A 22,421-nucleotide genomic window follows, 5' to 3' on the forward strand; every position below is an offset into this window, starting at 1 on the left:
GGTCAGTCGCGGCGGCCGCGGCGCGGAACGTAGGACAGGGCCTTCTCATACGCAGGCTGCAGGTCTTCCGGTGCGCCCACGTCGATACCCATTTCGCGCACGCGGCCATCCTTCAGGCTGTACACCCAGCCGTGCACCATCAGCTTCTGGCCGCGTGCCCAGGCGTCCTGCACGATTGTCGAGCGGCAGGCGTTGACCACCTGCTCGATAACGTTCAGTTCGCACAGGCGTGCATGCTTCAGCTCCGGCTCCTCGATCGCATCCATGATCGCCGCGTGCTTCTGTGCCACGTCACCGACATGGCGCAGCCAGTTGTCGGCCAGGCCCACCCGCGTGTTGTTCAAGCTGGCGTGCACGCCGCCGCAGCCGTAGTGGCCGACGATCAGGATGTGCTTCACCTTCAGCTGGTCCACGGCGTACTGGATCACGCTGAGGCAGTTCAGGTCGGTGTGCACCACGACGTTGGCCACGTTGCGATGCACGAACACCTCACCCGGGGCCATGCCGATGATCTGGTTGGCTGGCACGCGCGAGTCGGAGCAGCCGATCCACAGGTATTCCGGATGCTGCTGCTTGGCCAGCTGATGGAAGAAGTCCGGATCTTCCTTCTCGATCCGGTCAGCCCATTCGCGGTTGTTCTGCAGCAGCTTGTGGATGTCTTTCATGTTCGGATGTCCCTGACGTCAGGTGGGGGCAAGGCGCGGCCGTTCTGGTCGCGTCGTCGCGGGAAACAGAGCGCTCAGCTGCCTGCGGCGGCTTCGTCGCGATACCGGCGCATCCACTGCGCCAGTTCGGTGGAATGAGGGGTGTCCAGGCGTTCCAGTTCGGCGATCGCCGCCTGCTGGTTGGCCTCGGGGTGGTTCTGGCTCAGCTTCAGCTTCAGCTGCACCTGTTCCACGGTGAAGCGGAAGCCGACGATGCCGCGCAGCTGGCGCCGGTGGTCGTCGCGCTCGGGTTCGAACTTCCACGCCTGGCCGACGCTGGCCTCGAAGTGGTTGCTGATATCGCTGACCAGCTGGGCGAGGGCATCGGTCTCGTCGAAGGGCTGCAGCTGGCCGCGCAGCTCGGCGGCGGCGTAGTTCCAGGTAGGCACCCGCGCGGCAGGTTCCTTGTCCGGGTACCAGCTGGCCGAGACATAGCCATGCGGCCCGTCCACCAGCACCTTGGCCGCACCGTTGTGGCGTGCCTGCGGGTTGGCACGGGCCCAGTGGCCGCGCAGCTCGATGTGGTCGCCGTCGCGCTGGTACAGCACCGGCAACCGGGTCAGTTCCGGCAGGCCATCGCCACCGGCGGTGAGCACGGTGACGAATGGATCGCGCGCCAACAGGCGATCCAGCCACAGCAGGTCGGTCTCGGCGAAAGCGCGCGGGGTGAACATCGGTTGGCCTCAGGCGCGGCTGCCGAGTGACTGCACCATGCGCCCGCGCAGGCCTTCGTCGCTGCCTGCCTGCGGTGGCTGCACTTCATGCAGCGAGAAGCCGCGCACCAACGCATCTTCTTCATCCAGGCCGTCGTACTCGACGAACTCGGCGTCGAACAGTTGCGAGCGGGCGGTGTCCTCGCTGTCGTAGCTCAGCGTATTGCCATCGCTGTCCAGCACTTCGGCGGTGCCGGCTTCGCGGATGCGCAGGCGTGCCCAGATCAGGGTGTTGCCGAGGCTGGCCAGCCACCAGCTGTCGCGGACGTGGGAAAGGTCGTTCATGTGTGTCTTACCAGAGCGAGGCCAGCCAGAGCAGGGCAGCCATGCCCAGTCCGGCCAGCAGGGTCAGCAGCGATACCCAGGCGGGCGTTGCCAGCCCGGACAGCGAGCGGTCCGGCTGGGTGCGGTATTCGCGCCGCAGCAGCCAGCCCAGCGCATCGGGCCTGAGGAAGGCGCCACTGCCGAAGCGTTGCGCCAGCGCCGGATGGCGATCGCGCACATGCACCAGGGTCAGCGGCCAGAAAATCACGAAGGCACTGAACCCGGCCACTGCAACGCCGACGAAACACAGGGCGAAGAACAGGGTCATGGGGGCAGTACCTCCGTGGTCGTGCGTGTGGGCTTAGAAGTCCGCGCTGCCCGGGGCGCGCGGGTAGGGGATCGCATCGCGGATGTTGGACAGGCCGCAGACGTAGACCACCAGGCGCTCGAAGCCGAGGCCGAAACCGGCATGCGGCACCGAACCGTAGCGGCGGAAATCGCGGTACCAGCTGTAATGCTCGCGATCCAGGCCGAACTGCGCCATGCGTGCATCCAGCACATCCAGACGCTCTTCGCGCTGGCTGCCGCCGATGATCTCGCCGATGCCCGGAGCCAGCACGTCCATCGCGGCGACGGTCCTGCCGTCATCGTTCAGACGCATGTAGAAGGCCTTGATGTGCTCGGGGTAGTTGGTCACCACCACCGGGCGGCCGACGTGTTCCTCGGTCAGCCAGCGCTCGTGCTCGGTCTGCAGGTCCAGGCCCCATTCGACCGGGAAGTCGAACTTCCGGCCCGATTTCTGCAGCAGGCTGACCGCATCGGTGTAATCGATGCGCTCGAACGGCGCGTTGATGAAGTCTTCCAGCTTGGTGATCGCGTTCTTGTCCACGCGCTCGGCGATGAAGGCCAGGTCGTCGCCGCGCTCGTTGAGCACCGCGCGGAACAGGTACTTCAGGAATTCTTCGGCCAGGCGTGCGTCTTCTGCCAGGTCGGCGAAGGCGATTTCCGGCTCGATCATCCAGAACTCCGCCAGATGGCGGGTGGTGTGGCTGTTCTCGGCGCGGAAGGTCGGGCCGAAGGTGTACACCTTGCTCAGCGCCAGGCAGTAAGCCTCGACGTTCAGCTGGCCGGACACGGTCAGGAAGGTCTCCTTGCCGAAGAAATCGCGGCTGAAGTCGATCCCGCCCTGGGCGTCACGCGGCAGGTTCACCATGTCCAGGGTGGACACGCGGAACATCTGGCCGGCACCTTCGGCGTCGGAGGTGGTGATGATCGGGGTGCTGATCCAGTTGAAGCCGTTCTCGTGGAAGAAACGGTGCACGGCCTGGGCCAGGCAGTTGCGGATGCGGGTGACTGCGCCGAACAGGTTGGTGCGCGGGCGCAGGTGCGCCACTTCACGCAGGAACTCCGGCGTCATCGGCTTGGGCTGGATCGGGTAGGTGAGCGGGTCTTCGACCCAGCCGACCACCTCGACCGCGCTGGCCTGGATCTCGAACGACTGGCCCTTGCCCTGCGACTTCACCAAAGTGCCGGTGGCCACCAGCGAGCAGCCGGTGGTCAGGCGCTTGATCTCGTCGAAGTTGGCCAGCGCGTCACCGGCCACGACCTGGATCGGGGCGAAGCAGGAGCCGTCGGTCACATTCACGAAAGCCAGATTTGCTGAACCGCGCACCGTGCGCACCCAACCGCGTACCGTGACTTCGCCACCTTCCGGGATCTTCCCGGCAAGCGCATGTTCAACGCTGACCACCGTCATGACTTGAATCCTCTGCTGATCGACTCGATCTCTGAACACGGGAGTTTACCGGTTGCAGCGTTCTGCTTGCGAGGCATTTCTGCGGTCATCGGCTCCCTATAATGTCCCGGTACCTCTGGAGTGATCCACCATGGCTGTCAGCCTGACCCCTATTGCCTTCGAGCGCGTGCAGCGCTTCGTCGCCCAGACCCCCGGCGCGCTGGGCCTGCGCTTTGGCGTGACCAAGACCGGCTGCTCCGGCTGGGGCCACATCACCGACCTGGCCCGCGACGAGCGCCCGGACGACACCGTGTTCGACCAGGACGGGGTGAAGATCTACGTCGACGCCAAGAGCCTGGCCCTGGTGGATGGCACCGTGATCGACTTCGGCAAGCACGGCCTGAGCGAGACCTTCACGTTCAGCAACCCGAATGCCACCGCCGAGTGTGGCTGCGGCGAGAGCTTCACCACCGACGCCGACAAGGCCTGAGCCCCGCTTGGGTGGGGGCTGACCTTGGTCGGCACGGACGTTGCGGCGCTCTGGCCTTGGTCACCGACGGTTGCGCCAGGCAGCCCAGGCCAACGACGCCCCGCCTGTCATCAGGCCGGTCGCTGCAAAGGCGCCTGGCAGCCCTGTGGCGTCGTGCAGAAGATGCATCAGCAGTGCCGCCACCAAGCTCAGAAAGCCCAGGGCCGTAGCGCCGCTGATCGGGCCGTTGCCCACACGGAACAGGCGACCATTGTCGCGGTTGATCCAGTCTCGGATTCGTGTGAGGCGGTCCATGGCTGGACGTTAGCGCAGAGGATCCACGGATGGAACGACCGGTTTTTGCTTATTCTCCCAACGCCTACGCGATCTCCTTCGAGGAGGTGGCGGGTGTCTGCGATTGCTGTGGCGAGCCGCGGGCGCTGCGCTACCTGTGCACGTTCTATTGTGCCGGCGATGCGCCGGACTATCTGTGTCCCTGGTGCATTGCCGATGGCCGAGCGGTTGAGCGTTTCCAGGGCGATTTCATCGGCTGGAGCGACATCGAGGGCGTGTCGCCGGACCCGGCCGATCCGCCACCGACCATTCCCCGCGAGCAGTTGCTGGAGATCTGCGAGCGTACCCCGGGTTACTTCTCCTGGCAGCAGCCGGTCTGGCTGACCCACTGCAATACTCCCTGTGCGTTCCTGGGCTATGCCGGCCGCGATGACCTGGCGCCGATCCTGGAGGAGGTCCGGCCCGACGTGGCAGCGGTCAACCCGCGTGATGCCGACTGGGTGCTGCGGCACCTGACACGCGAGGGGCAGATGGTCGGTTGCCTGTTCCGGTGCCTGCAGTGCGGCCAGCACCGGCTTCATGTTGATCTGGCGTAGTTCAGGTTGTTGAATTTCAAGGAGATTGGTTGGATTCCGGGGCGCTGCCTGCGGCCCCTCGTTGGCCCCTGAAGGTCAGCGCCTTGTTCACGCCCCCCATCTGCGCCATAATGCGCGGCTTCCTGCCTCTCTGGCAGGATCCCTTGCCCCACCGCGGTATCAACGGCGGGGGGCTGTCCGGCCGCAAGGCCACATCCGAAAGGTAGAAAAACATGAGTCGTCATTACGAAATCGTGTTCATGGTCCATCCGGACCAGAGCGAGCAGGTCCCGGCCATGATCGAGCGCTACAAGTCGCTGGTCGAGAACGGCAACGGCACCATCCACCGTCTGGAAGACTGGGGCCGCCGCCAGCTGGCGTACCCGATCCAGAACCTGGTGAAGGCGCACTACGTGCTGCTGAACATCGAAGTCGACCAGGCTGTTCTGACCGAACTGACCGAGAGCTTCCGCTTCAACGACGCCGTGCTGCGCAACCTGGTCATCAAGCGTGACGAGGCTGACACCGAGCAGTCGCTGATCATGAAGAGCAAGGATGAGAAGGGCGACAAGCCCGAGCGTGGTGAGCGTCGTCGTCGTGATGACGAAGAAGGCGAAACCACCCCCGCCGCTGACAACGATGCCGGCGACGACGCCGCTTCGGCCGCCTAAGGAGCACTGACATGTCCAAGTTCTTCCGTCGCCGCAAGTTCTGCAAGTTCACGGCCGAAGGTGTCAAGGAGATCGACTACAAGGATCTCAACACCCTGCGCCAGTACCTGACCGAGAACGGCAAGATCGTGCCGAGCCGCGTCACCGGTACCAAGTCGAAGTACCAGCGTCAGCTGGCGACCGCCGTCAAGCGCGCTCGCTTCCTGGCCCTGATTCCGTACACCGACAACCACGACGTCTGATGCCAGCGGGGCAGCTTCGCGCTGCCCCCGCTGTGCCAGCTATTCGGACAGCCTTTGTTGCGGGGCACGCGCCTCGCTAACGAATAACTTATCTGGAGCAATACCATGCAGCTGATCCTCCTGCAGAAAGTCACCAACCTCGGCAACCTGGGCGACCTGGTCGACGTGAAGCCGGGCTACGGCCGTAACTTCCTCGTGCCGCAGGGCAAGGCCGTTCCGGCCACCGAGAGCAACAAGGCCGAGTTCGAAGCCAAGCGCGCTGAATACGAAGCCAAGGCCCAGTCCATCCACGCCGACGCTGAAGCCCGCAAGGCCAAGCTGGAAGGCGCGAGCGTGACCGTCGCCGCCAACGCTTCGACCGAAGGCAAGCTGTACGGCTCGGTCGGCGCCCGCGAAATCGCCGATGCCTTCACCGCTGCTGGCCTGCCGCTGAGCAAGAGCGAAGTCATCCTGGGCGAAGGCGCCTTCCGCAACATTGGCGAGTACGAAGTCCTGGTGCACCTGCACGCGGACGTCGAGACCACCGTCAAGGTCGTGGTTGAAGCCGAAAAGGCCTGATCCCACGCCGCAAGGCCTGGTATCACCAGAACGGGCGCCCGCAAGGGTGCCCGTTTTGTTTTGGGCGATGGCCGGGTATGTAGAGTCGAGCCATGCTCGACTGGTTGCCTTGCAGTACCAGCCCTTGCTACGAAGCGACTTGCAGGAAGTGGCGTTCAAAATCTGCGAGCGCATTGGCAACATCGGTTCGTAATTGATCGTGCTGGAGGAGTTCTCCTGCGCGACGCGCTCGTTCGACCATCATGCCGAGGCAACAGGCGATATCGTGTGACACGACAGGCGCGAGGATGGTTCTGCTGCGCGTTTCCCACGGCTGGCGGGCGTAGACCAGATCCATCGTCATCCGATGCTTCTTGAGGAACAGCTTCAATCGTTCAGGCCCCTCTGATTCGAAGTCCTGGATCTTTCCGGAGACGCGAAGGCCTATAGCCAGGCTTGTGATGGTTTGGAAGTAGTTCCCCGTTACATGGTGCTCGAAGCAGGTATTCAGTCGCTGCTGAAGTGGGAAGAAGAGGTTTCCTGACTGGGGATCGCCATACTGGCCGCTGATCTTTATCTGCATTGGGCTTGCTCAAGTCGTCTGAATGACGAATCGTCCGCAGTCTGTCGAAGGTGAGGGAATGTTGCGATCAAGCAACAGATAGCCCATCCCACCGACAAGAATTCCTCGATGCGTCGGCGCTGCCCGGTTCAAGCGGGAACTGTTGATCTGGAGAATGAACTCCTCTCCTTCAGCGCTGTGTTCCTGAAGCCATGCAGGGATGCCCCCAATCTTGGCGATTCCGTTATCGGCGCTGTCCGGGGCGGGAATTGCCTCAGTGTTGATCAGGCGTGGGGTAAATGCGTGCTTGGCGCTGGATACGCTGTGGTCGCTCGGCAGATGGGCGATGACCCGCCCGCCAGCCTGCAATGCAGTCTCGATATAGGCATCGTCCCGAACGTCATAGGGCGTGAAAATCGATATGCAGAGATTCGCTTTGATGTTGACCTGCGGAACGTGCGTTTGGATGAACGATGCAGGGAGGCTTGCAAGATGAAGCATCGCCTTGCCGCTGGTCTCGCAGGGCCATGCAGAGCCGACAGAGAGGTACGGACTACCGCCCAGGAAAGCGAGATCCAAAGCCTGGCCGGGATTCTCAAACCTCAGCTCTCGATAGAAGGGCTGGCTAGCTCTATTCATCCGCCAATATTGCCGCCCCGACCGTTGGTCGGCGAGACTTTTGAAAAATATCCATATGAATCAATTATTTGATTGAAACGGTAGGCATATGTGTGGCCTTAAAGCGACATCTCGACGTAAAGCGGGTGGCGGCTAGATGCTTTCCCCGCCCGTCATCCCGCCCGTCATCCCGCCCGTGGAACATTGGCCCCGCTATACTCATTCCATTGCGTCACCCTTGGCCTTGTTGAATTCTTTTGAAATCAATGGCTTGAGGTGCTGGCTGACCTGACATCCACTATGGTGGCGGCCGTAAGGCCCTTGCCCGGAACCCAATCACGCCATGCGTCTTTCCACGATCAAGCTGTCCGGCTTCAAGTCCTTCGTCGATCCGACCACCCTGCACCTGCCGACCAACATGACCGGCGTGGTGGGCCCCAATGGCTGCGGCAAGTCGAACATCATCGACGCGGTGCGCTGGGTCATGGGCGAGAGCTCGGCCAGCCGCCTGCGGGGTGACTCGCTTACCGACGTGATCTTCTCCGGTTCCAATGCCCGCAAGCCGGTCTCGCAGGCCACCGTCGAGCTGATCTTCGACAACTCCGACCACACGATTTCCGGCGAGTACGCCTCGTTCAACGAGATCTCGGTCAAGCGCACCGTCAGCCGTGACGGCAGCAGCAACTACTACCTCAACGGCACCAAATGCCGCCGCCGCGATATCACCGACCTGTTCCTCGGCACCGGCCTGGGCCCGCGCAGCTACTCGATCATCGAGCAGGGCATGATCAGCCAGATCATCGAGGCGCGTCCGGAAGACCTGCGCGTGTACCTGGAGGAGGCCGCCGGCATCTCCAAGTACAAGGAGCGCCGCAAGGAAACCGAGACGCGCATCCGCCACACCCGCGAGAACCTGGACCGTCTTGGCGACCTGCGCGAGGAAATCACCAAGCAGCTCGAACACCTCAAGCGGCAGGCGAAACAGGCCGAGCAGTACCAGGCGCTGCAGGAAGAGCGCCGGGTCAAGGACGCCGAGTGGAAGGCGTTGGAGTACCGCGGCCTGGACGGTCGCCTGTCCAAGCTGCGCGAGGGCCTGTCTCAGGAAGAAACCAAGCTTCAGCAGCTGATTGCCGACCAGCGTGACGCAGAGGCGCGGATCGAGACCTCGCGTGTGCGCCGCGAGGAGGCCGCCGACGCTCTCAACGCCGCGCAGGCCGAGGTCTACCAGGTGGGCAGCACGCTGGCCCGTCTCGAACAGCAGATCCAGCACCAGCGCGAACTGTCGCAGCGCCTGCACAAGGCACGCGATGAAACCCGCCAGGCACTGGCCGAACTGGGCCAGCACATCAGTGGTGACGAAGCCAAGCTGATGGTGCTGCGCGAAGCGGTTGATGCGGCCACCCCGCAGCTGGAAGCGCTGCAGGAAGAGAATGAGATCAAGCAGGAAGGCCTGCGCGAGGCGGAAGCGCGGTTGTCCGATTGGCAGCAGCGTTGGGAGCAGCACACGTCGCAGAGCTCGGAAGCCTCGCGCGCCGGCGAGGTCGAGCGCACCCGCGTGGACTACCTGGACAAGCAGATCCTTGACGCCGATCGTCGCCGCGAAGCGCTGGCGGCCGAGCGCGCAGGCCTTGACGTGGATGCGCTGGATGAAGTCTTCGAACAACTGCACCTGCAGCACGACACGCAGAAGACCGCGCTTGATGAACTGACCGAACAGGTCGAGGAGCGCAAGCACGGTGTCGCCGCCGTGCAGGAGCAGCAGCGCAACGGCCAGAACGAACTGGCCGAACTGCGCAAGCAGGTCAATGGTCTGCGGGGGCGCCTGTCCTCGCTGGAAACCCTGCAGCAGGCCGCACTCGGCCAGGAGCAGGGCGCGGCGGTGGCCTGGCTGAAGTCGCGTGGCCTGGATTCGGCCGCACGCGTGGGTGAGCGCCTGGATGTCGATGCCGGCTGGGAAAACGCAGTGGAAAGCGCCCTCGGTCAGTTGATCGAAGGCGTGCTGGTCGACGACCCGGCCAGCCTGGTCGATGCGTTGGGCGAGCTGGGCGAAGGCCGCATCGCGCTGGTCGCCAATGACGGCGCGGATCTGAAGGTCGCACCGACCTCGCTGGCTGCACGTGTGCGTGGCCCGGCGCCGATCCGTCGCCTGCTGGCGCGTCTGCACGGCGCGCGCGACCTGGCCGAAGCCAATGCGCTGCAGGCCAACCTGCCTGAGGGCGATTCCATCATCACTCAGGGCGGTGAGCGTCTGGGCGAGGGCTGGGTGCGCGTATCGCGCTCCGGCGCCGCCAAGCAGGGCGCGCTGCTGCGCGAACGCGAAATCAATGAACTGCGCGAGCAGATCGAGCAGCTGCAGTCGCGCGAAGCCGAACTGGAAGAACAGCTGGCCGATTTCCGTGAGCACCTGTTGGCGGCCGAACAGCAGCGCGAGGATGCGCAGCGGGCGCTGTACATGGCACACCGTGCGGTGTCCGAACTGGCCGGCCAGCTGCAGGGCCAGCAGGGCAAGGTCGAGGCGGCGCGTACGCGCATCGACCGTATCGAAGGCGAGCTCCGCCAGTTGCTGGAGACCCTGGACATCAATCGCGAGCAGGCGCGTGAAGCGCGTTCGCGGCTGGAGAATGCGGTCAACAGCATGGGCGACCTGGAGTCGAACCGGCAGGCCCTGGAGGGCGAACGCCGTCAGTTGACCGAGGCGCGCGATCTGGCCCGCGACGCCGCCCGTGCGGTGCGCGAGCGTTCGCACGCGTTGGCGCTGACCCTGGAATCGCAGCGCGCCCAGGTGGCGTCGTTGAGCCAGGCGCTGGAACGCATGAGTACCCAGCGTGGCCAGCTGGATTCGCGCCTTGGCGAACTGCATTCGCAGCTGGACGAAGGCGATACACCGGTCGAGTCGCTGCAGGCAGAGCACCAGAACGCGTTGGAAGAGCGTGTGCGTGCCGATCGCGTGCTGACCGAGGCGCGCACGCTGCTGGATGGCATCGACGCCGAGCTGCGCAATTACGAGCAGACCCGCCACCAGCGCGACGAGCAGGCGTTGTCCCAGCGCGAGCGTATTTCGCAGCGCAAGCTGGACCAGCAGGCATTGGTGCTCAGTGCCGAAACCCTGCAGGGCGCAGTGGAGAAGGCCGGTTTCGTACTGCAGGATGTGATCAATACGCTGCCCGAAGAGGCGCGCCTGGGTGACTGGGAACAAGCCGTGCACCAGATCGATGGCCGCATGCGCCGGCTGGAGCCGGTCAATCTGGCTGCGATCCACGAATATGGCGAAGCCTCGCAGCGCTCGGAGTATCTGGACGCCCAGCACGTGGATCTGACCACGGCGCTGGAGACCCTGGAAGATGCGATCCGCAAGATCGACCGCGAGACCCGTGGCCGTTTCAAGGACACCTTTGATCGGGTCAATGCCGGTGTGCAGGCCCTGTATCCGCGCCTGTTCGGCGGCGGCCACGCCTACCTGGAACTGACCGGCGAAGACCTTCTCGACACCGGTGTGACCATCATGGCGCGCCCCCCGGGCAAGCGGGTCTCGAGCATCTCGCTGCTGTCCGGTGGCGAAAAGGCGATGACCGCCGTGGCGCTGGTGTTTGCGATCTTCCAGCTCAACCCGGCGCCATTCTGCCTGCTGGACGAGGTGGACGCGCCGCTGGATGAAGCCAACGTCGGCCGCCTGGCCAACATGGTCAAGGAAATGAGCGAGAAGGTGCAGTTCCTGTTCGTCAGCCACAACAAGGCCACGATGGAAGCGGCACACCAGTTGTCGGGCGTGACGATGCGCGAACCGGGCGTCAGCCGCCTGGTCAGCGTGGACCTGGAAGAAGCCGCGCGATTGGCGGGCGCGGCCTGACGTGCCATCCTAGTTACCTGAATGAACTAGCCGGAGAACCTAACGAATGTCCGACACGGCACTGTTGCGCATCGGCATCCTGGCCGCCGGCCTGCTGTTGGTCGCTGCGATCTTCCTGTTTGGCCGTCCCAAGAAGAAGCCCCAGGGCCGTCGCCTCGATAGCGCCGAGCCGACCAGCGGCGAGCGCCGTGAGCCGGTGCTGGGCGAGGATGGCGTGCCCGTGGCCGACGCCCGCGCCGAGCCTGGCATGGGCGAGACGGTCGAGCAGGCCGAACTGGGATTGCCCGACGTCGATGGCGCGGCCAGCGACCTGGGCAAGCGCGCGACCCAGGATTTCGACAAGATCGTTTCATTGTTCGTGGCCGCCCGCGCCGGCGAACAACTGCGTGGCGAAGACATCGTCGTGGCAGCGGAAAAGACCGGCCTGGTGTTTGGCCATATGAATGTCTTCCACCGGCTGGTCGAGGGCCATCCCGAACGCGGCCCGATCTTCTCGATGGCCAGCATCATGAAGCCGGGCAGCTTCGACATGGGTAACATCCGCGCCATGGAAACCCCGGCCATCGCCTTCTTCCTGACCCTGCCGGCGCCGCTGACCGCGCTGGATGCCTGGGAGAAGATGCTGCCGACCGTGCAGCGCATGGCCGAGCTGCTGGATGGCGTGGTACTGGATGACGGCCGCAACGCGCTCGGTCGCCAACGCATCGCCCACATCCGTGATGAGCTGCGCGCCTATGACCGCCAGCACCAGGCCCCGCCGCTGACAAAGACCCCGCGCTGGTAAGCGCAGCAGGTCCTGGCGTGCCGACCAACGGTCGGCACCCACCAGACCAGTAGATCCACGCCATGCGTGGATGGGGGCACTCAGGTTCTGCCGGTAGTAGATCCACGCCATGCGTGGATGGGGCGAACCAAGGTTCGCCCCCACCAACAGGGTCAGGCCGGCACGCCCGCCACCTTCGCGAACGCGCTGCGGAAGCGCGCCATCTCGTCTTCGGTGCCCACGGTCACGCGCACGCGCTGCGGCCAGATCGGCCAGCTGCGGCCGATCACCACGCCGTTGTCCGCCATCGCCTTGGCGAAGGCAGCGCCGTCACGCTGCACATCCACCATGAAGCAGTTCGCTTCGGTCGGCAGGCAGTTGAAGCCACGCTTGCCCAGCCAGGCGATGGTGGCCTGCCGGACCTCGGCATTCTGCAGGCGACGCTGCGGGATCAACTGCGGGTCACGCAGGCTGGCCAGTGCCGCTGCAAGTGCGGGCACCGGCAGCGGGTTCTCGCCCAGGCTGGCCAGCTCGCGCAGGCGCTCCGGATGTGCTGCAGCCACGCCAAGACGCAGGCCGGCCATGCCGTACAGCTTGGAGAAGGTGCGCAGCACGATCAGGTCATCGCGCCGCGCCACCTGTGCAATCAGGCTGGGCTGTTCGCTGTACTGCAGATAGGCCTCGTCCAGCAGCACGCGGGTGCCGGCGGGCTTGTTGGCCAGCAGCCAGGCCAGCTCGTCGGCGGGACTGATCGAGCCGGTGGGGTTGTTGGGATTGCACACGTACAGCAGGCCGGTCGGTCGCGCGTGGGCAGCGGCCACCATCGCGCGCAGGTCGTGCGCGCCATCGCCGCGCAGCGGCACCTTCTGCACCTGGGCGCCGCGCGCGGCAGCCATCTCGCCCAGCGTCTCGAAGGTCGGGTCGGCCACCACCAGGCCCGCTTGCAGGCCGGTCCACAGTGTCGCCGCACGGTTCAGCGGTTCGCTGGAGCCCGGATACAGGCGCACATGGTCGGCGGGAATGCCGGCCTGGGCGATGAAGGCGTCACGCACCTCACCGGCCAGGGCGAAGCGGTAACGCCCGCAGCCGGCGATGCTGTCGCGCGCCGCCTGCTGGGCGGCGGGCGAGGGGCCATAGGGGCATTCGTTGAAGTTCAGCAGCACCGCGCCCGCATCGGCGTTTGGCGGGGCAACGGTCGCCGGCTGTGCCTGGGCCGACCGGGGCAGGCCGCTGCCGGCAAGGGCGAGGCCGGCGCCGGCCAGTTGCAGGAAGTGGCGACGGGAGGCAGGCAAGGTCACGGAGGCGGTTCCGGAAGGGCGACCGACGCACGCTAGCGCTGGCAGTGATTGCCGGCAAGCGGTTGCGTAGAGCCGATGCCACGCTCGACTGCTGTTCGCCGCCCGTTGAACCTGGCTCGACGCTACAGACAGGGCCTGACGCGCAGGCGCGGTAGAATTCCCGGCCATCCCAGAACCCGCGGATTCCGATGAGCCCCAGCCCCGCCGAACGTGCCGAAGACCTGCGCCGGCAGATCGCCCAGGCCAACCGCGCCTATCACGAGCTGGATGCGCCGGAGATCCCCGACGTCGACTATGACCGCTTGGTGCGTGAGCTGGAGGTGCTGGAGCGCGAGCATCCTGATCTTGCCCGTGCCGACAGCCCGACCCAGCAGGTGGGCGCCCGCCCCTCGGGACGCTTCGCCGAAGTCACCCATGCGGTGCCGATGCTGTCACTGTCGAATGCCTTCAGCGATGAGGAAGTCGCCGACTTCGTGCGCCGCATTGATGAGCGTCTGCGCCGCGGCACCCTGCATTTTTCAGCCGAACCGAAGATGGACGGCCTGGCGATCAGCCTGCGCTACGAGGACGGCCATTTCGTGCTGGGCGCCACCCGTGGCGATGGCAGCACCGGCGAGGACGTGACCGCCAACCTGCGCGAGATCGGCGACATCCCCAAGCGACTGAAAGGCAAGGACTGGCCGGATGTGCTGGAGGTGCGTGGTGAGGTCTACATGGCCCGCGCCGACTTCGAGGCCTACAACGAGCGCGCGCGCCTGCACGGTGGCAAGGTGCTGGCCAATCCGCGCAACGCCGCCGCCGGTTCGCTGCGCCAGCTTGACCCAAAGATCAGCGCGCAACGCAGGCTCAGTTTCTTCACCTACGGTACCGGTGACGTGCAGGGCGGTGAGTTGCCCGATACGCATTCGGGCACGCTGGCACAGCTGCGCGAATGGGGCTTCCCGGTCAGCGACCTGTGCAAGGTGGTGGAGGGCAGTGACGGCCTGTTGGCGTACTACCGGGACATCGGCGAGCGTCGCGACAGCCTGGCATTCGATATCGATGGTGTGGTCTACAAGCTCGATGATCGCGCCGGCCAGCAGACCATGGGTTTCGTTTCGCGTGCACCGCGCTGGGCCATCGCGCACAAGTTCCCGGCGCAGGAACAGAGCACCACGCTGGAGGCCATCGAAATCCAGATCGGCCGCACCGGTGCTGCCACCCCGGTGGCACGTCTTGCGCCGGTCGCGGTGGCTGGGGTGATCGTCTCCAACGCCACCCTGCACAACGCTGACCAGATCGCGCGGCTGGACGTGCGCGTGGGCGACAGCGTGATCGTGCGCCGTGCTGGCGATGTGATCCCGGAAGTGGTCAGCGTCATCCTCGATCGCCGCCCTGCGGGCACCACGCCCTGGCAGATGCCGACCAACTGCCCGGTATGCGGCTCGGAGATCGTGCGCGAGGAAGGCGCTGCTGCCTGGCGCTGCTCGGGCGAGCTGTCCTGCCCGGCACAGCGCAAGGAAGCCATCGCCCACTTCGCCTCCCGACGTGCGATGGATATCGACGGCCTTGGCGACAAGTACATCGAAACCCTGGTTGACGCTGGCATCGTCAAGAGCGTGGCCGATCTGTACCGCCTCACCCGTGACCAGCTGCTGCACCTGAAGCTGGTGCTGGATGCTGAAGAGCCTTCCGCACTCGCAGCCAGCCTGAAACTGCACCTGCCGGCCGAAGGCAGCGGCGCGGTGCTCAACGCCGTGTTGAAGCTGGATGGCAACGATGCGCGATGGCGCGCACAGGCATTGGCGCAGCCGGCAGCCTTCGAATGGAACACGAAGAAGATCGCCACCAAGTGGGCTGACAACCTGATTGCTGCGATCGACGCCAGCCGTGATGCGACGCTGGAGCGAGTGCTGTTCGCACTGGGCATCGAGCACGTTGGCGAGAGCACCGCCAAGGCGCTGGCACAGTGGTTTGGCGATCTGGCGTTGATCCGCCGTCTGCCGTGGCCGCTGTTCAAGCGCGTGCCGGATATCGGTGGCGAGGTGGCGCGCTCGCTGGGCCACTTCTTCGAACAGGAGGGCAACCAGCAGGCCATCGATGCACTGCTGCAGGTGGGTCAGGTACGCATCAGCGACGTGCATCCGCCGAGCGCAAAGCTGCGCGAAGGTCTTGACCTCGCCCAACTGCTGGTTGAAGCGGAGATTCCCGGCATCACCCGCCTGCGTGCCGAGAAGCTGGTCGCAGCACTGCCCAGCGCACAATTGGTGCTGGACGCCGAGCACGGCCAGTTCGTCAACGCCGGCCTGCCCGATGACACCGCGCGCGGCGTCGCCGACTGGCTGGACAGCGAGGGCCATGGCGCGATGTTGCTGGCAGCCGAAGTGGAGATGAAACACATCCTGGCCAGTGCGCCGGCCCTGGCTGAAGTGGTTGCCGGCCCACTGGACGGGCAGACGGTGGTTCTGACCGGAACGCTGGCCCAGCTCAATCGCGATACCGCCAAGGAGCGCCTGGAGGGGCTGGGCGCCAAGGTATCCGGCAGCGTGTCGAAGAAGACCAGTTTCGTGGTGGCCGGCACCGAGGCCGGTTCCAAGCTGGACAAGGCGCAATCGCTGGGCGTTCCGGTGTGGGATGAAGAGCGCCTGCTGGCCTACCTGGCCGAACACGAATGATGAACCGGCCGGGGGCGCAGGCGCCCGGCACGTAACCGCAGAGAACACTGATGCAGACTGCTCCGCTGGATTTCCGCCTGGCCACCCGTGCCGACGAGGAACTGCTGATCGCGCTGATGCGCGATTTCTACGCCGAAGACAAGATCGAATTCGACGATGCGCGCGTGCGCCGTGGTGTCGATGCGCTGCTGGCCGATCCGCGCAACGGCGAAGTGCTGCTGTGGCTGGACGAGGCCGCAGCTGTCGTTGGCTATGCGGTGATCGCGATGGGCTTCAGCCTGGAGCAGGGCGGCCATTTCATGCTGCTGGACGAGCTCTATCTCAGCCATCGCGCGCGTGGCCGTGGCCGTGGCAAGCGGGCACTGGCCATCTGCGAACAGCGCGCGCGGGGGCGCGGGGTCAGCCGGCTGCGGCTGGAGGTCAACCATCACAACGAACTGGCGCGTCGCCTGTACCTGGCGAGTGGCTACATCGACGACACCCGCGATCTGCTGACCCTGCCGCTGGACCATCCGCGCCCGGAGGGCATCCTGTGAGCGAGGCACTGCTGCGCAGCCTGCAACAGCGCGCCACCCTCAATGCATTGGTGCGGCGCTTCTTCGCTGAGCGTGGCGTGCTGGAGGTGGAGACGCCGATCCTGTCGGTGGCGGGCAACACCGAGCCGAACATCGACAGCTTCCACACCGATTTCAGCGGTCACGTCGATGCGGGCGGTCGCCGCCGCTGGCTGCGCACCTCGCCGGAGTTTCCGCTCAAGCGACTGCTCGCTGCCGGCGTGGGCGACTGCTATGAGTTGGGCCGGGTGTTCCGCAACGGTGAAGCGGGCGGCCGCCACAATCCCGAGTTCACCATGCTGGAGTGGTATCGGGTTGGCTGGGACCATCATCGCCTGCTGCAGGAAACCGCTGAACTGGTGGGGCAGGCGCTGGCGCTGGTGGGGCGCAGCGCGACGTTGCGTGTGCTGAGCTATCGCGAACTGTTCCAGCAGCACGCAGGCGTGGACCCGTTCGATGCTGATGAGGCAGCGCTGCGCGCCGCGCTGGGCGAGGTGCACATCGATCCGCTGGGCCTGACCCGCGATGACTGGCTGGATCTGTTGATGACCCACCGTATCCAACCGCATTTCGATGACGCGGTCATGACCGTCGTCCACGACTGGCCCGCCAGCCAGGCGGCACTGGCGCGCATCCGCGCCGGCACACCGCCGTTGGCCGAACGTTTCGAGCTGTACCTGGGCGCGGTGGAACTGGCCAACGGTTATCACGAACTGAATGATGCGGCTGAACAACGCGCGCGTTTTCAGCATGACCTGCAGCGTCGCCACGCCCGCGGACAGGTACAGCCCGCATTGGATGAAGCGTTGCTGCATGCACTGCCTTTGATGCCCGACTGTGCCGGCGTTGCCGTTGGCATCGATCGCCTGTTGATGGCGATGCACCGTACACCGCGCATTGCAGATGTACTTGCATTCGATTTCGCCCACGCATGACCCGACGATTTCCCATGGTCCTGGCAGGCTGAACGAAAACGCGCTTTGTCGCGCTTGATTCAGCAAGCACGATGATGCTCTTATCACAGCCGATACCGCACACTTGCGTCGTGGTTCATCCATTCATGGGGAAGGCTTTGGTCAAGTGGTTTGCGGTCGTAGCGGCACCGATGTACTCCGTGGCGATATGGGGTGGCCTGCTTCCGTCGACCGCATCGGCGCAGTCGCTTGGCTATGACACCGAAGTGGTGACCTGCGAATCCCGCGACATGGGCTGGGTGCACTGTGATATCGACGTCAGCAACGGCGTCGACCTGATCCGCCAGTTGTCCAGCAACAGCTGCATCCGTGGCAGCGAGTGGGGCACCGACCGCAGTGGCGTGTGGGTGACCCTGGGCTGCCGCGCCGAATTCCGCGCGCGCCGTGCAGAGAATGGTGCTGCGCCCTCGGCCGAGGGTCGCAAGCGCCTGGTGCGACGGGTCGTGCGCTGTGAGTCCAACGGTCGCCCGCAGAGTTGTCCGGTACGCCTGGATGGTGCGCCAGTGCGGCTGCTGCGGCAGCTGTCGGTGCTGCCGTGCCGGGAAGGGCAGGGCTGGGGCTACAAGCGCAATGAGGTATGGACCACCCGCGGTTGCCAGGGTGACTTCGAGGTGGCCGACGAACAGGGCCGTTTCGTCGACATGCCGCGCCGGCTGACCTGCGAATCCAAGTCCAAGAAGCGCCGCTTCTGTGGCGCCAGCATCTCCACCAGCGCCACCATCTCCAACCAGCTTTCCAGCACCCCGTGCGAGGAAGGAAATACCTGGGGCTGGAACCGCAATGGCATCTGGGTCGACGGCGGCTGCCGCGCCGAATTCTCGGTGAACTGATCCGGACAGGATCCATCCGCGCGTGGCGTGGCCCTACAATGGGCCCATGAACACTGCCACCGACCTCGACTACGCCCGCTACGACCACATCCGCCCGATCCTGTGGACCGGCGATACCCTGCAACTGCTTGACCAGCGCAAGCTGCCGTTCGTGGTCGAGCATGTGGCCTGCCATGACAGCGATGAGGTGGCCGCTGCCATCCACGCCCTGACCGTGCGCGGCGCGCCGGCCATCGGCATCGCTGCCGCCTGGGGTGTGGTGCTGGCCGCACGTGATGTGCAGGCCGCCGACGGCGCGCACGCCCTGCAGCAGCTGGAACCGGCGCTGCAGCGGCTGAACGCCTCACGCCCGACCGCGGTGAACCTGGCCTGGGCGCTGGCACGCATGCGACGTTGCCTGGGTGCTGCCGGTGCCGACTGGAAGGCGCTGCTGGAGGCGGAGGCACAGGCCATCGCTGAAGAGGACCTGGCCGCCAACCGCCATATGGGCGCCCTCGGTGCCGGCCTGATCGAGGCCGGCAGCGGCGTGTTGACCCATTGCAATACCGGTTCGCTGGCCACCGCCGGCTTCGGTACGGCGCTGGGCGTGATCCGCGCCGGCATGGCCCAGGATCGCATTGCCCGGGTGTTTGCCGGCGAGACCCGGCCGTGGCTGCAGGGTGCGCGCCTGACCGTGTGGGAGCTGCAGCAGGACGGCATCGACGCGACGCTGATTGCCGACTCGGCCGCCTCGCACCTGATGAAGACCGGTGCCGTGCAGTGGGTGATCGTCGGCGCCGACCGGATCTGCGCCAACGGCGATACCGCCAACAAGATCGGCACCTACCAGCTGGCCATCGCGGCCCGCCACCACGGGGTGAAGTTCATGGTGGTGGCGCCGTCCTCGACGGTGGACATGGATACCGTGGACGGCAGCCAGATCGAGATCGAGCAGCGTGATCCGGGCGAACTGTACGGCGTGGGCGGCACCCGCACCGTGGCCGAGGGCATCGCCGCCTGGAACCCGGTGTTCGATGTCACCCCGGGCGAGTTGATCGATGCCATCGTGACCGAGCGGGGAGTGATCCTGAACCCGACCGCGGAGAACATGCGCGCCGCCTTCGGCGGTTGACCCAGGCAGGGGCGGATCCTTTTTCGCACGAGGGGTGCTGACCCTTGGCGGGTCCCATCCACGCATGGCGTGGATCTACCGACCTGCGTCCCCCGGTAATGCCGGCCGCTGGCCGGCAGCACCCCCCCTAAGTTCCTGATTTGTGCCGGTAAAATCCCTGTAAAGGGAGGCGGAAAACAGCCTGTTGTGGTAGTATCCAGAGGTTGAATCGAGGTTCCGGCACGACCGCCCCCGGGTGGATGCGCCGGACTGGACCGCTACCAGACAACGGAACCCGAATGGCAGAAACCGCCAAGGAAATCATCCAGGTCAACCTGGAAGACGAGATGCGCAAGAGCTACCTCGATTACGCCATGAGCGTGATCGTGGGGCGCGCGCTGCCAGATGCGCGCGATGGCCTCAAGCCGGTGCATCGTCGTGTGCTGTTTGCGATGAATGAACTCAACGCGCACAGCAACAAGCCCTACTTCAAGTCGGCACGTATCGTCGGTGACGTCATCGGTAAGTACCACCCGCATGGCGACCAGTCGGTGTACGACACGCTGGTGCGGTTGGCACAGCCGTTCTCGCTGCGTTACATGCTGGTCGATGGCCAGGGTAACTTCGGTTCGGTCGACGGCGACTCCGCCGCGGCGATGCGATACACCGAGGCGCGCATGTCGCGGCTCGCGCATGAGCTGATGGCGGACATCGACAAGGAAACCGTCGATTTCCAGCCCAACTACGACGAAAAGGAACTGGAGCCGACGGTCATGCCGACCCGGTTCCCGAACCTGCTGGTCAATGGTTCGGCCGGTATCGCGGTGGGCATGGCGACCAACATTCCGCCGCACAACCTCACCGAATCGATCAATGCGTGCATCGCGCTGATCGACAATCCGGAAATCGATATCGACGGCCTGATGGAGTTCATCCCGGGCCCGGATTTCCCGACCGCAGGCATCATCAACGGCACCGCCGGCATCATCGCCGGCTATCGCACCGGCCGTGGCCGCGTGCGCATCCGTGCCAAGGCGGATGTCGAAGTGGCCGACAACGGCCGCGAATCGATCATCGTCACTGAAATTCCCTACCAGGTGAACAAGGCGCGTCTGATCGAGAAGATCGCCGAGCTGGTCAAGGAAAAGAAGATCGAAGGCATCAGCGAGCTGCGCGATGAGTCCGACAAGGACGGCATGCGCATCTACATCGAAATCAAGCGTGGCGAGTCGGCCGAGGTTGTGCTCAACAACCTCTACCAGCAGACCCAGATGGAGTCGGTGTTCGGCATCAACATGGTGGCGCTGGTCGACGGTCGCCCGCAGTTGATGAACCTCAAGCAGATGCTGGAGGCCTTCGTCCGCCACCGTCGCGAAGTGGTCACCCGCCGCACCGTGTTCGAGCTGCGCAAGGCGCGCGCCCGTGCCCACGTGCTGGAAGGCCTGACCGTTGCGCTGGCCAACATCGACGAGATGATCGAACTGATCAAGACCTCGCCGAATCCGGGTGAAGCCCGCGAACGCATGCTTGCGCGCCTGTGGGAGCCTGGCCTGGTAGGCTCGATGCTCGGCGCCGCCGGTGCCGAAGCCTCGCGTCCCGATGACCTGCCCAAGGGTGTGGGCCTGATCGAAGGCGGCTACCAGCTGACCGAGATCCAGGCGACCCAGATCCTGGAAATGCGCCTGCACCGCCTGACCGGGCTGGAGCAGGACCGCCTGACCGAGGAATACAAGCAGCTGCTGGAAGTGATCGCCGGGCTGATCCATATCCTGGAAGATCCCGACCGCCTGCTGCAGGTGATCCGCGAAGAGCTGATCAACGTGCGTGCCGAGTTCGGTGACGAGCGCCGTACCGAGATCCGCCACAGCGAAGAAGATCTGGACATCCTCGACCTGATCGCCCCGGAAGACGTGGTGGTCACCGTCTCCCACGCCGGCTACGTGAAGCGCCAACCGGTGAGTGTGTACCGTGCGCAGCGCCGTGGCGGACGTGGCCGCAGCGCGGCGTCGACCAAGGAAGAGGATTTCATCGAACAGCTTTGGCTGGTCAACACGCACGACACGCTGTTGACCTTCACCAGTTCGGGCAAGGTGTTCTGGCTGCCGGTGTACCAGCTGCCCGAAGCCGGTTCCAACGCCCGCGGTCGTCCGATCATCAACTGGATCCCGCTGGAGCCCGGCGAACGCGTGCAGGCCGTGTTGCCGGTGCGCGAGTACGCCGATGGCCAGTTCGTGTTCTTTGCCACGAAGAACGGTACGGTCAAGAAGACCCCGCTGGGCGAGTTCGCCTTCCGTCTGGCCCGCGGCAAGATCGCGATCAATCTCGACGAAGGCGATGCCCTGGTCGGCGTCGGCCTGACCGATGGCGAGCGCGACATCCTGCTGTTCGCCTCCAACGGCAAGACCGTGCGCTTCGGTGAAGACAAGGTCCGCTCGATGGGTCGTACCGCTACCGGCGTGCGTGGCATCAGGATGCCGGCCGGCGAGGAAGTGGTCAGCCTGATCGTGGCCGAGAGTGCTGGCGGCGTCGAGGATGAGAGCGAGGACGACAACGGTGTCGAGGAAGCCATCGCCACGGGCGACGCGGTGATCGAAGGTGCCGACGACGCCAACCTGCGTTACATCCTCACCGCCACCGAAAACGGCTACGGCAAGCGCACCCCGCTGCCGGACTACCCGCGCAAGGGTCGTGGCACGCAGGGCGTCATCGGCATCCAGACCACCGAGCGCAATGGCAAGCTGGTTGCGGCGGTGCTGATGGGTACCGACGATGAAGTCCTGCTGATCTCCGACGGCGGCACCCTGGTGCGTACCCGTGGTTCGGAAATCAGCCGCGTCGGCCGCAACACCCAGGGCGTGACCCTGATCCGCCTGTCCAAGGACGAAAAGCTGCAGGCGGTGGAGCGCATGGATGCCTCGATCGACGAGGACGAGGACGAGGTGGCTGTCGCCACCCCGGCCGCGACCGACGGCGCACCGGTTGCTGCCAGCAGCGAGGACGCCGCGCAGGAGTGATCCTGTCGCGATG

21 protein-coding genes are annotated in these 22,421 nt (G+C 65.2%); 13 read left to right on the forward strand and 8 right to left on the reverse strand.

Translation table 11 applies throughout. The features are described from left to right. Nucleotides 1–2: 2 nt before the first annotated feature. The 5 genes from can to asnS all read right to left on the reverse strand — a co-directional run bounded on the left by can (nt 3) and on the right by asnS (nt 3,437). On the reverse strand, nt 3–665 hold the full coding sequence (gene can / locus WKB25_RS06610; protein WP_089236107.1) for a carbonate dehydratase: 663 nt from the start codon (nt 663–665) through the stop codon (nt 3–5). Nucleotides 666–739: 74 nt separating this feature from the next. Continuing rightward, the gene (locus WKB25_RS06615) at nt 740–1,378 is read right to left on the reverse strand and encodes an FMN-binding negative transcriptional regulator (RefSeq protein ID WP_340569544.1); all 639 of its coding nucleotides are present in this window, start codon (nt 1,376–1,378) and stop codon (nt 740–742) included. A gap of 9 nt (nt 1,379–1,387) precedes the next feature. Continuing rightward, the gene (locus WKB25_RS06620) at nt 1,388–1,702 is read right to left on the reverse strand and encodes a hypothetical protein (RefSeq protein ID WP_025876872.1); all 315 of its coding nucleotides are present in this window, start codon (nt 1,700–1,702) and stop codon (nt 1,388–1,390) included. 7 nt (nt 1,703–1,709) lie between these two features. Then, nucleotides 1,710–2,009 (reverse strand): hypothetical protein, encoded by a 300-nt coding sequence (locus WKB25_RS06625; RefSeq protein ID WP_340569545.1) that lies wholly within the window; start codon nt 2,007–2,009, stop codon nt 1,710–1,712. A gap of 33 nt (nt 2,010–2,042) precedes the next feature. Continuing rightward, nucleotides 2,043–3,437, reverse strand: a complete 1,395-nt coding sequence (gene asnS, locus WKB25_RS06630) for an asparagine--tRNA ligase (protein ID WP_340569547.1) — start codon at nt 3,435–3,437, stop codon at nt 2,043–2,045. 130 nt (nt 3,438–3,567) lie between these two features. Here asnS and WKB25_RS06635 point away from each other — a divergent pair, with 130 nt between their 5' ends. The 5 genes from WKB25_RS06635 (at nt 3,568) to rplI (ending at nt 6,225) form a co-directional block, all read left to right on the forward strand. After that, the gene (locus WKB25_RS06635; RefSeq protein WP_340569549.1) at nt 3,568–3,906 is read left to right on the forward strand and encodes an iron-sulfur cluster assembly accessory protein; all 339 of its coding nucleotides are present in this window, start codon (nt 3,568–3,570) and stop codon (nt 3,904–3,906) included. Between the two features lie 323 nt (nt 3,907–4,229). Next, nucleotides 4,230–4,775 carry a CbrC family protein gene (locus WKB25_RS06640; protein WP_340569550.1) on the forward strand — a complete coding sequence of 182 codons (546 nt, stop codon included), beginning with the start codon at nt 4,230–4,232 and terminating at the stop codon, nt 4,773–4,775. Nucleotides 4,776–4,987: 212 nt separating this feature from the next. Then, on the forward strand, nt 4,988–5,425 hold the full coding sequence (gene rpsF, locus WKB25_RS06645; protein WP_025876882.1) for a 30S ribosomal protein S6: 438 nt from the start codon (nt 4,988–4,990) through the stop codon (nt 5,423–5,425). An 11-nt stretch (nt 5,426–5,436) separates the two neighbouring features. After that, entirely contained in the window at nt 5,437–5,667 is a 231-nt protein-coding gene (gene rpsR / locus WKB25_RS06650) for a 30S ribosomal protein S18 (RefSeq protein ID WP_002804494.1), read from the forward strand. Between the two features lie 105 nt (nt 5,668–5,772). Next, nucleotides 5,773–6,225, forward strand: coding sequence for a 50S ribosomal protein L9 (rplI, locus tag WKB25_RS06655; protein WP_099820764.1), 453 nt, complete (start codon nt 5,773–5,775; stop codon nt 6,223–6,225). Nucleotides 6,226–6,352: 127 nt separating this feature from the next. Here the strand turns inward: rplI and WKB25_RS06660 are convergent, their stop codons facing one another. Together WKB25_RS06660 and WKB25_RS06665 are read right to left on the reverse strand one after the other, a co-directional pair. Next, a complete protein-coding gene (locus tag WKB25_RS06660) occupies nt 6,353–6,787 on the reverse strand; it encodes a hypothetical protein (protein ID WP_340569551.1) in 435 nt (144 codons plus the stop codon). A gap of 9 nt (nt 6,788–6,796) precedes the next feature. Then, nucleotides 6,797–7,405, reverse strand: a complete 609-nt coding sequence (locus WKB25_RS06665) for a DUF1963 domain-containing protein (RefSeq protein WP_340569552.1) — start codon at nt 7,403–7,405, stop codon at nt 6,797–6,799. Nucleotides 7,406–7,727: 322 nt separating this feature from the next. Here WKB25_RS06665 and smc point away from each other — a divergent pair, with 322 nt between their 5' ends. Both smc and zipA read left to right on the forward strand, forming a co-directional pair. Beyond that, nucleotides 7,728–11,231, forward strand: coding sequence for a chromosome segregation protein SMC (smc, locus tag WKB25_RS06670; RefSeq protein WP_340569554.1), 3,504 nt, complete (start codon nt 7,728–7,730; stop codon nt 11,229–11,231). A gap of 46 nt (nt 11,232–11,277) precedes the next feature. After that, nucleotides 11,278–12,015, forward strand: a complete 738-nt coding sequence (gene zipA / locus WKB25_RS06675) for a cell division protein ZipA (RefSeq protein WP_340569555.1) — start codon at nt 11,278–11,280, stop codon at nt 12,013–12,015. A gap of 152 nt (nt 12,016–12,167) precedes the next feature. On the opposite strand, the gene WKB25_RS06680 is transcribed toward zipA, so the two are convergent. Then, on the reverse strand, nt 12,168–13,292 hold the full coding sequence (locus tag WKB25_RS06680) for a pyridoxal phosphate-dependent aminotransferase (protein WP_340569556.1): 1,125 nt from the start codon (nt 13,290–13,292) through the stop codon (nt 12,168–12,170). A gap of 182 nt (nt 13,293–13,474) precedes the next feature. Here WKB25_RS06680 and ligA point away from each other — a divergent pair, with 182 nt between their 5' ends. From ligA to gyrA, 6 genes are all read left to right on the forward strand, one after another. Then, nucleotides 13,475–15,946: an NAD-dependent DNA ligase LigA gene (gene ligA, locus WKB25_RS06685; RefSeq protein WP_340569799.1), complete on the forward strand. Its 2,472-nt coding sequence runs from the start codon at nt 13,475–13,477 to the stop codon at nt 15,944–15,946. A 50-nt stretch (nt 15,947–15,996) separates the two neighbouring features. Continuing rightward, nucleotides 15,997–16,482 carry a GNAT family N-acetyltransferase gene (locus tag WKB25_RS06690; protein WP_025876917.1) on the forward strand — a complete coding sequence of 162 codons (486 nt, stop codon included), beginning with the start codon at nt 15,997–15,999 and terminating at the stop codon, nt 16,480–16,482. Then, on the forward strand, nt 16,479–17,435 hold the full coding sequence (gene epmA, locus WKB25_RS06695; protein WP_340569557.1) for an EF-P lysine aminoacylase EpmA: 957 nt from the start codon (nt 16,479–16,481) through the stop codon (nt 17,433–17,435). The genes WKB25_RS06690 and epmA overlap by 4 nt, the downstream gene beginning before the upstream one ends. Nucleotides 17,436–17,572: 137 nt before the next feature. Continuing rightward, nucleotides 17,573–18,304, forward strand: coding sequence for a DUF3011 domain-containing protein (locus tag WKB25_RS06700; RefSeq protein WP_340569800.1), 732 nt, complete (start codon nt 17,573–17,575; stop codon nt 18,302–18,304). Between the two features lie 46 nt (nt 18,305–18,350). Then, complete coding sequence (gene mtnA, locus WKB25_RS06705) at nt 18,351–19,415, forward strand: S-methyl-5-thioribose-1-phosphate isomerase (protein WP_099820757.1); 1,065 nt, start codon at nt 18,351–18,353, stop codon at nt 19,413–19,415. Nucleotides 19,416–19,693: 278 nt separating this feature from the next. Next, on the forward strand, nt 19,694–22,408 hold the full coding sequence (gyrA, locus tag WKB25_RS06710) for a DNA gyrase subunit A (protein ID WP_340569558.1): 2,715 nt from the start codon (nt 19,694–19,696) through the stop codon (nt 22,406–22,408). Nucleotides 22,409–22,421: the final 13 nt, after the last annotated feature.

It is taken from the genome of Stenotrophomonas sp. G106K1 (assembly GCF_037969685.1).
In the GTDB taxonomy this organism is placed as follows: Bacteria; Pseudomonadota; Gammaproteobacteria; order Xanthomonadales; family Xanthomonadaceae; genus Stenotrophomonas; species Stenotrophomonas lactitubi.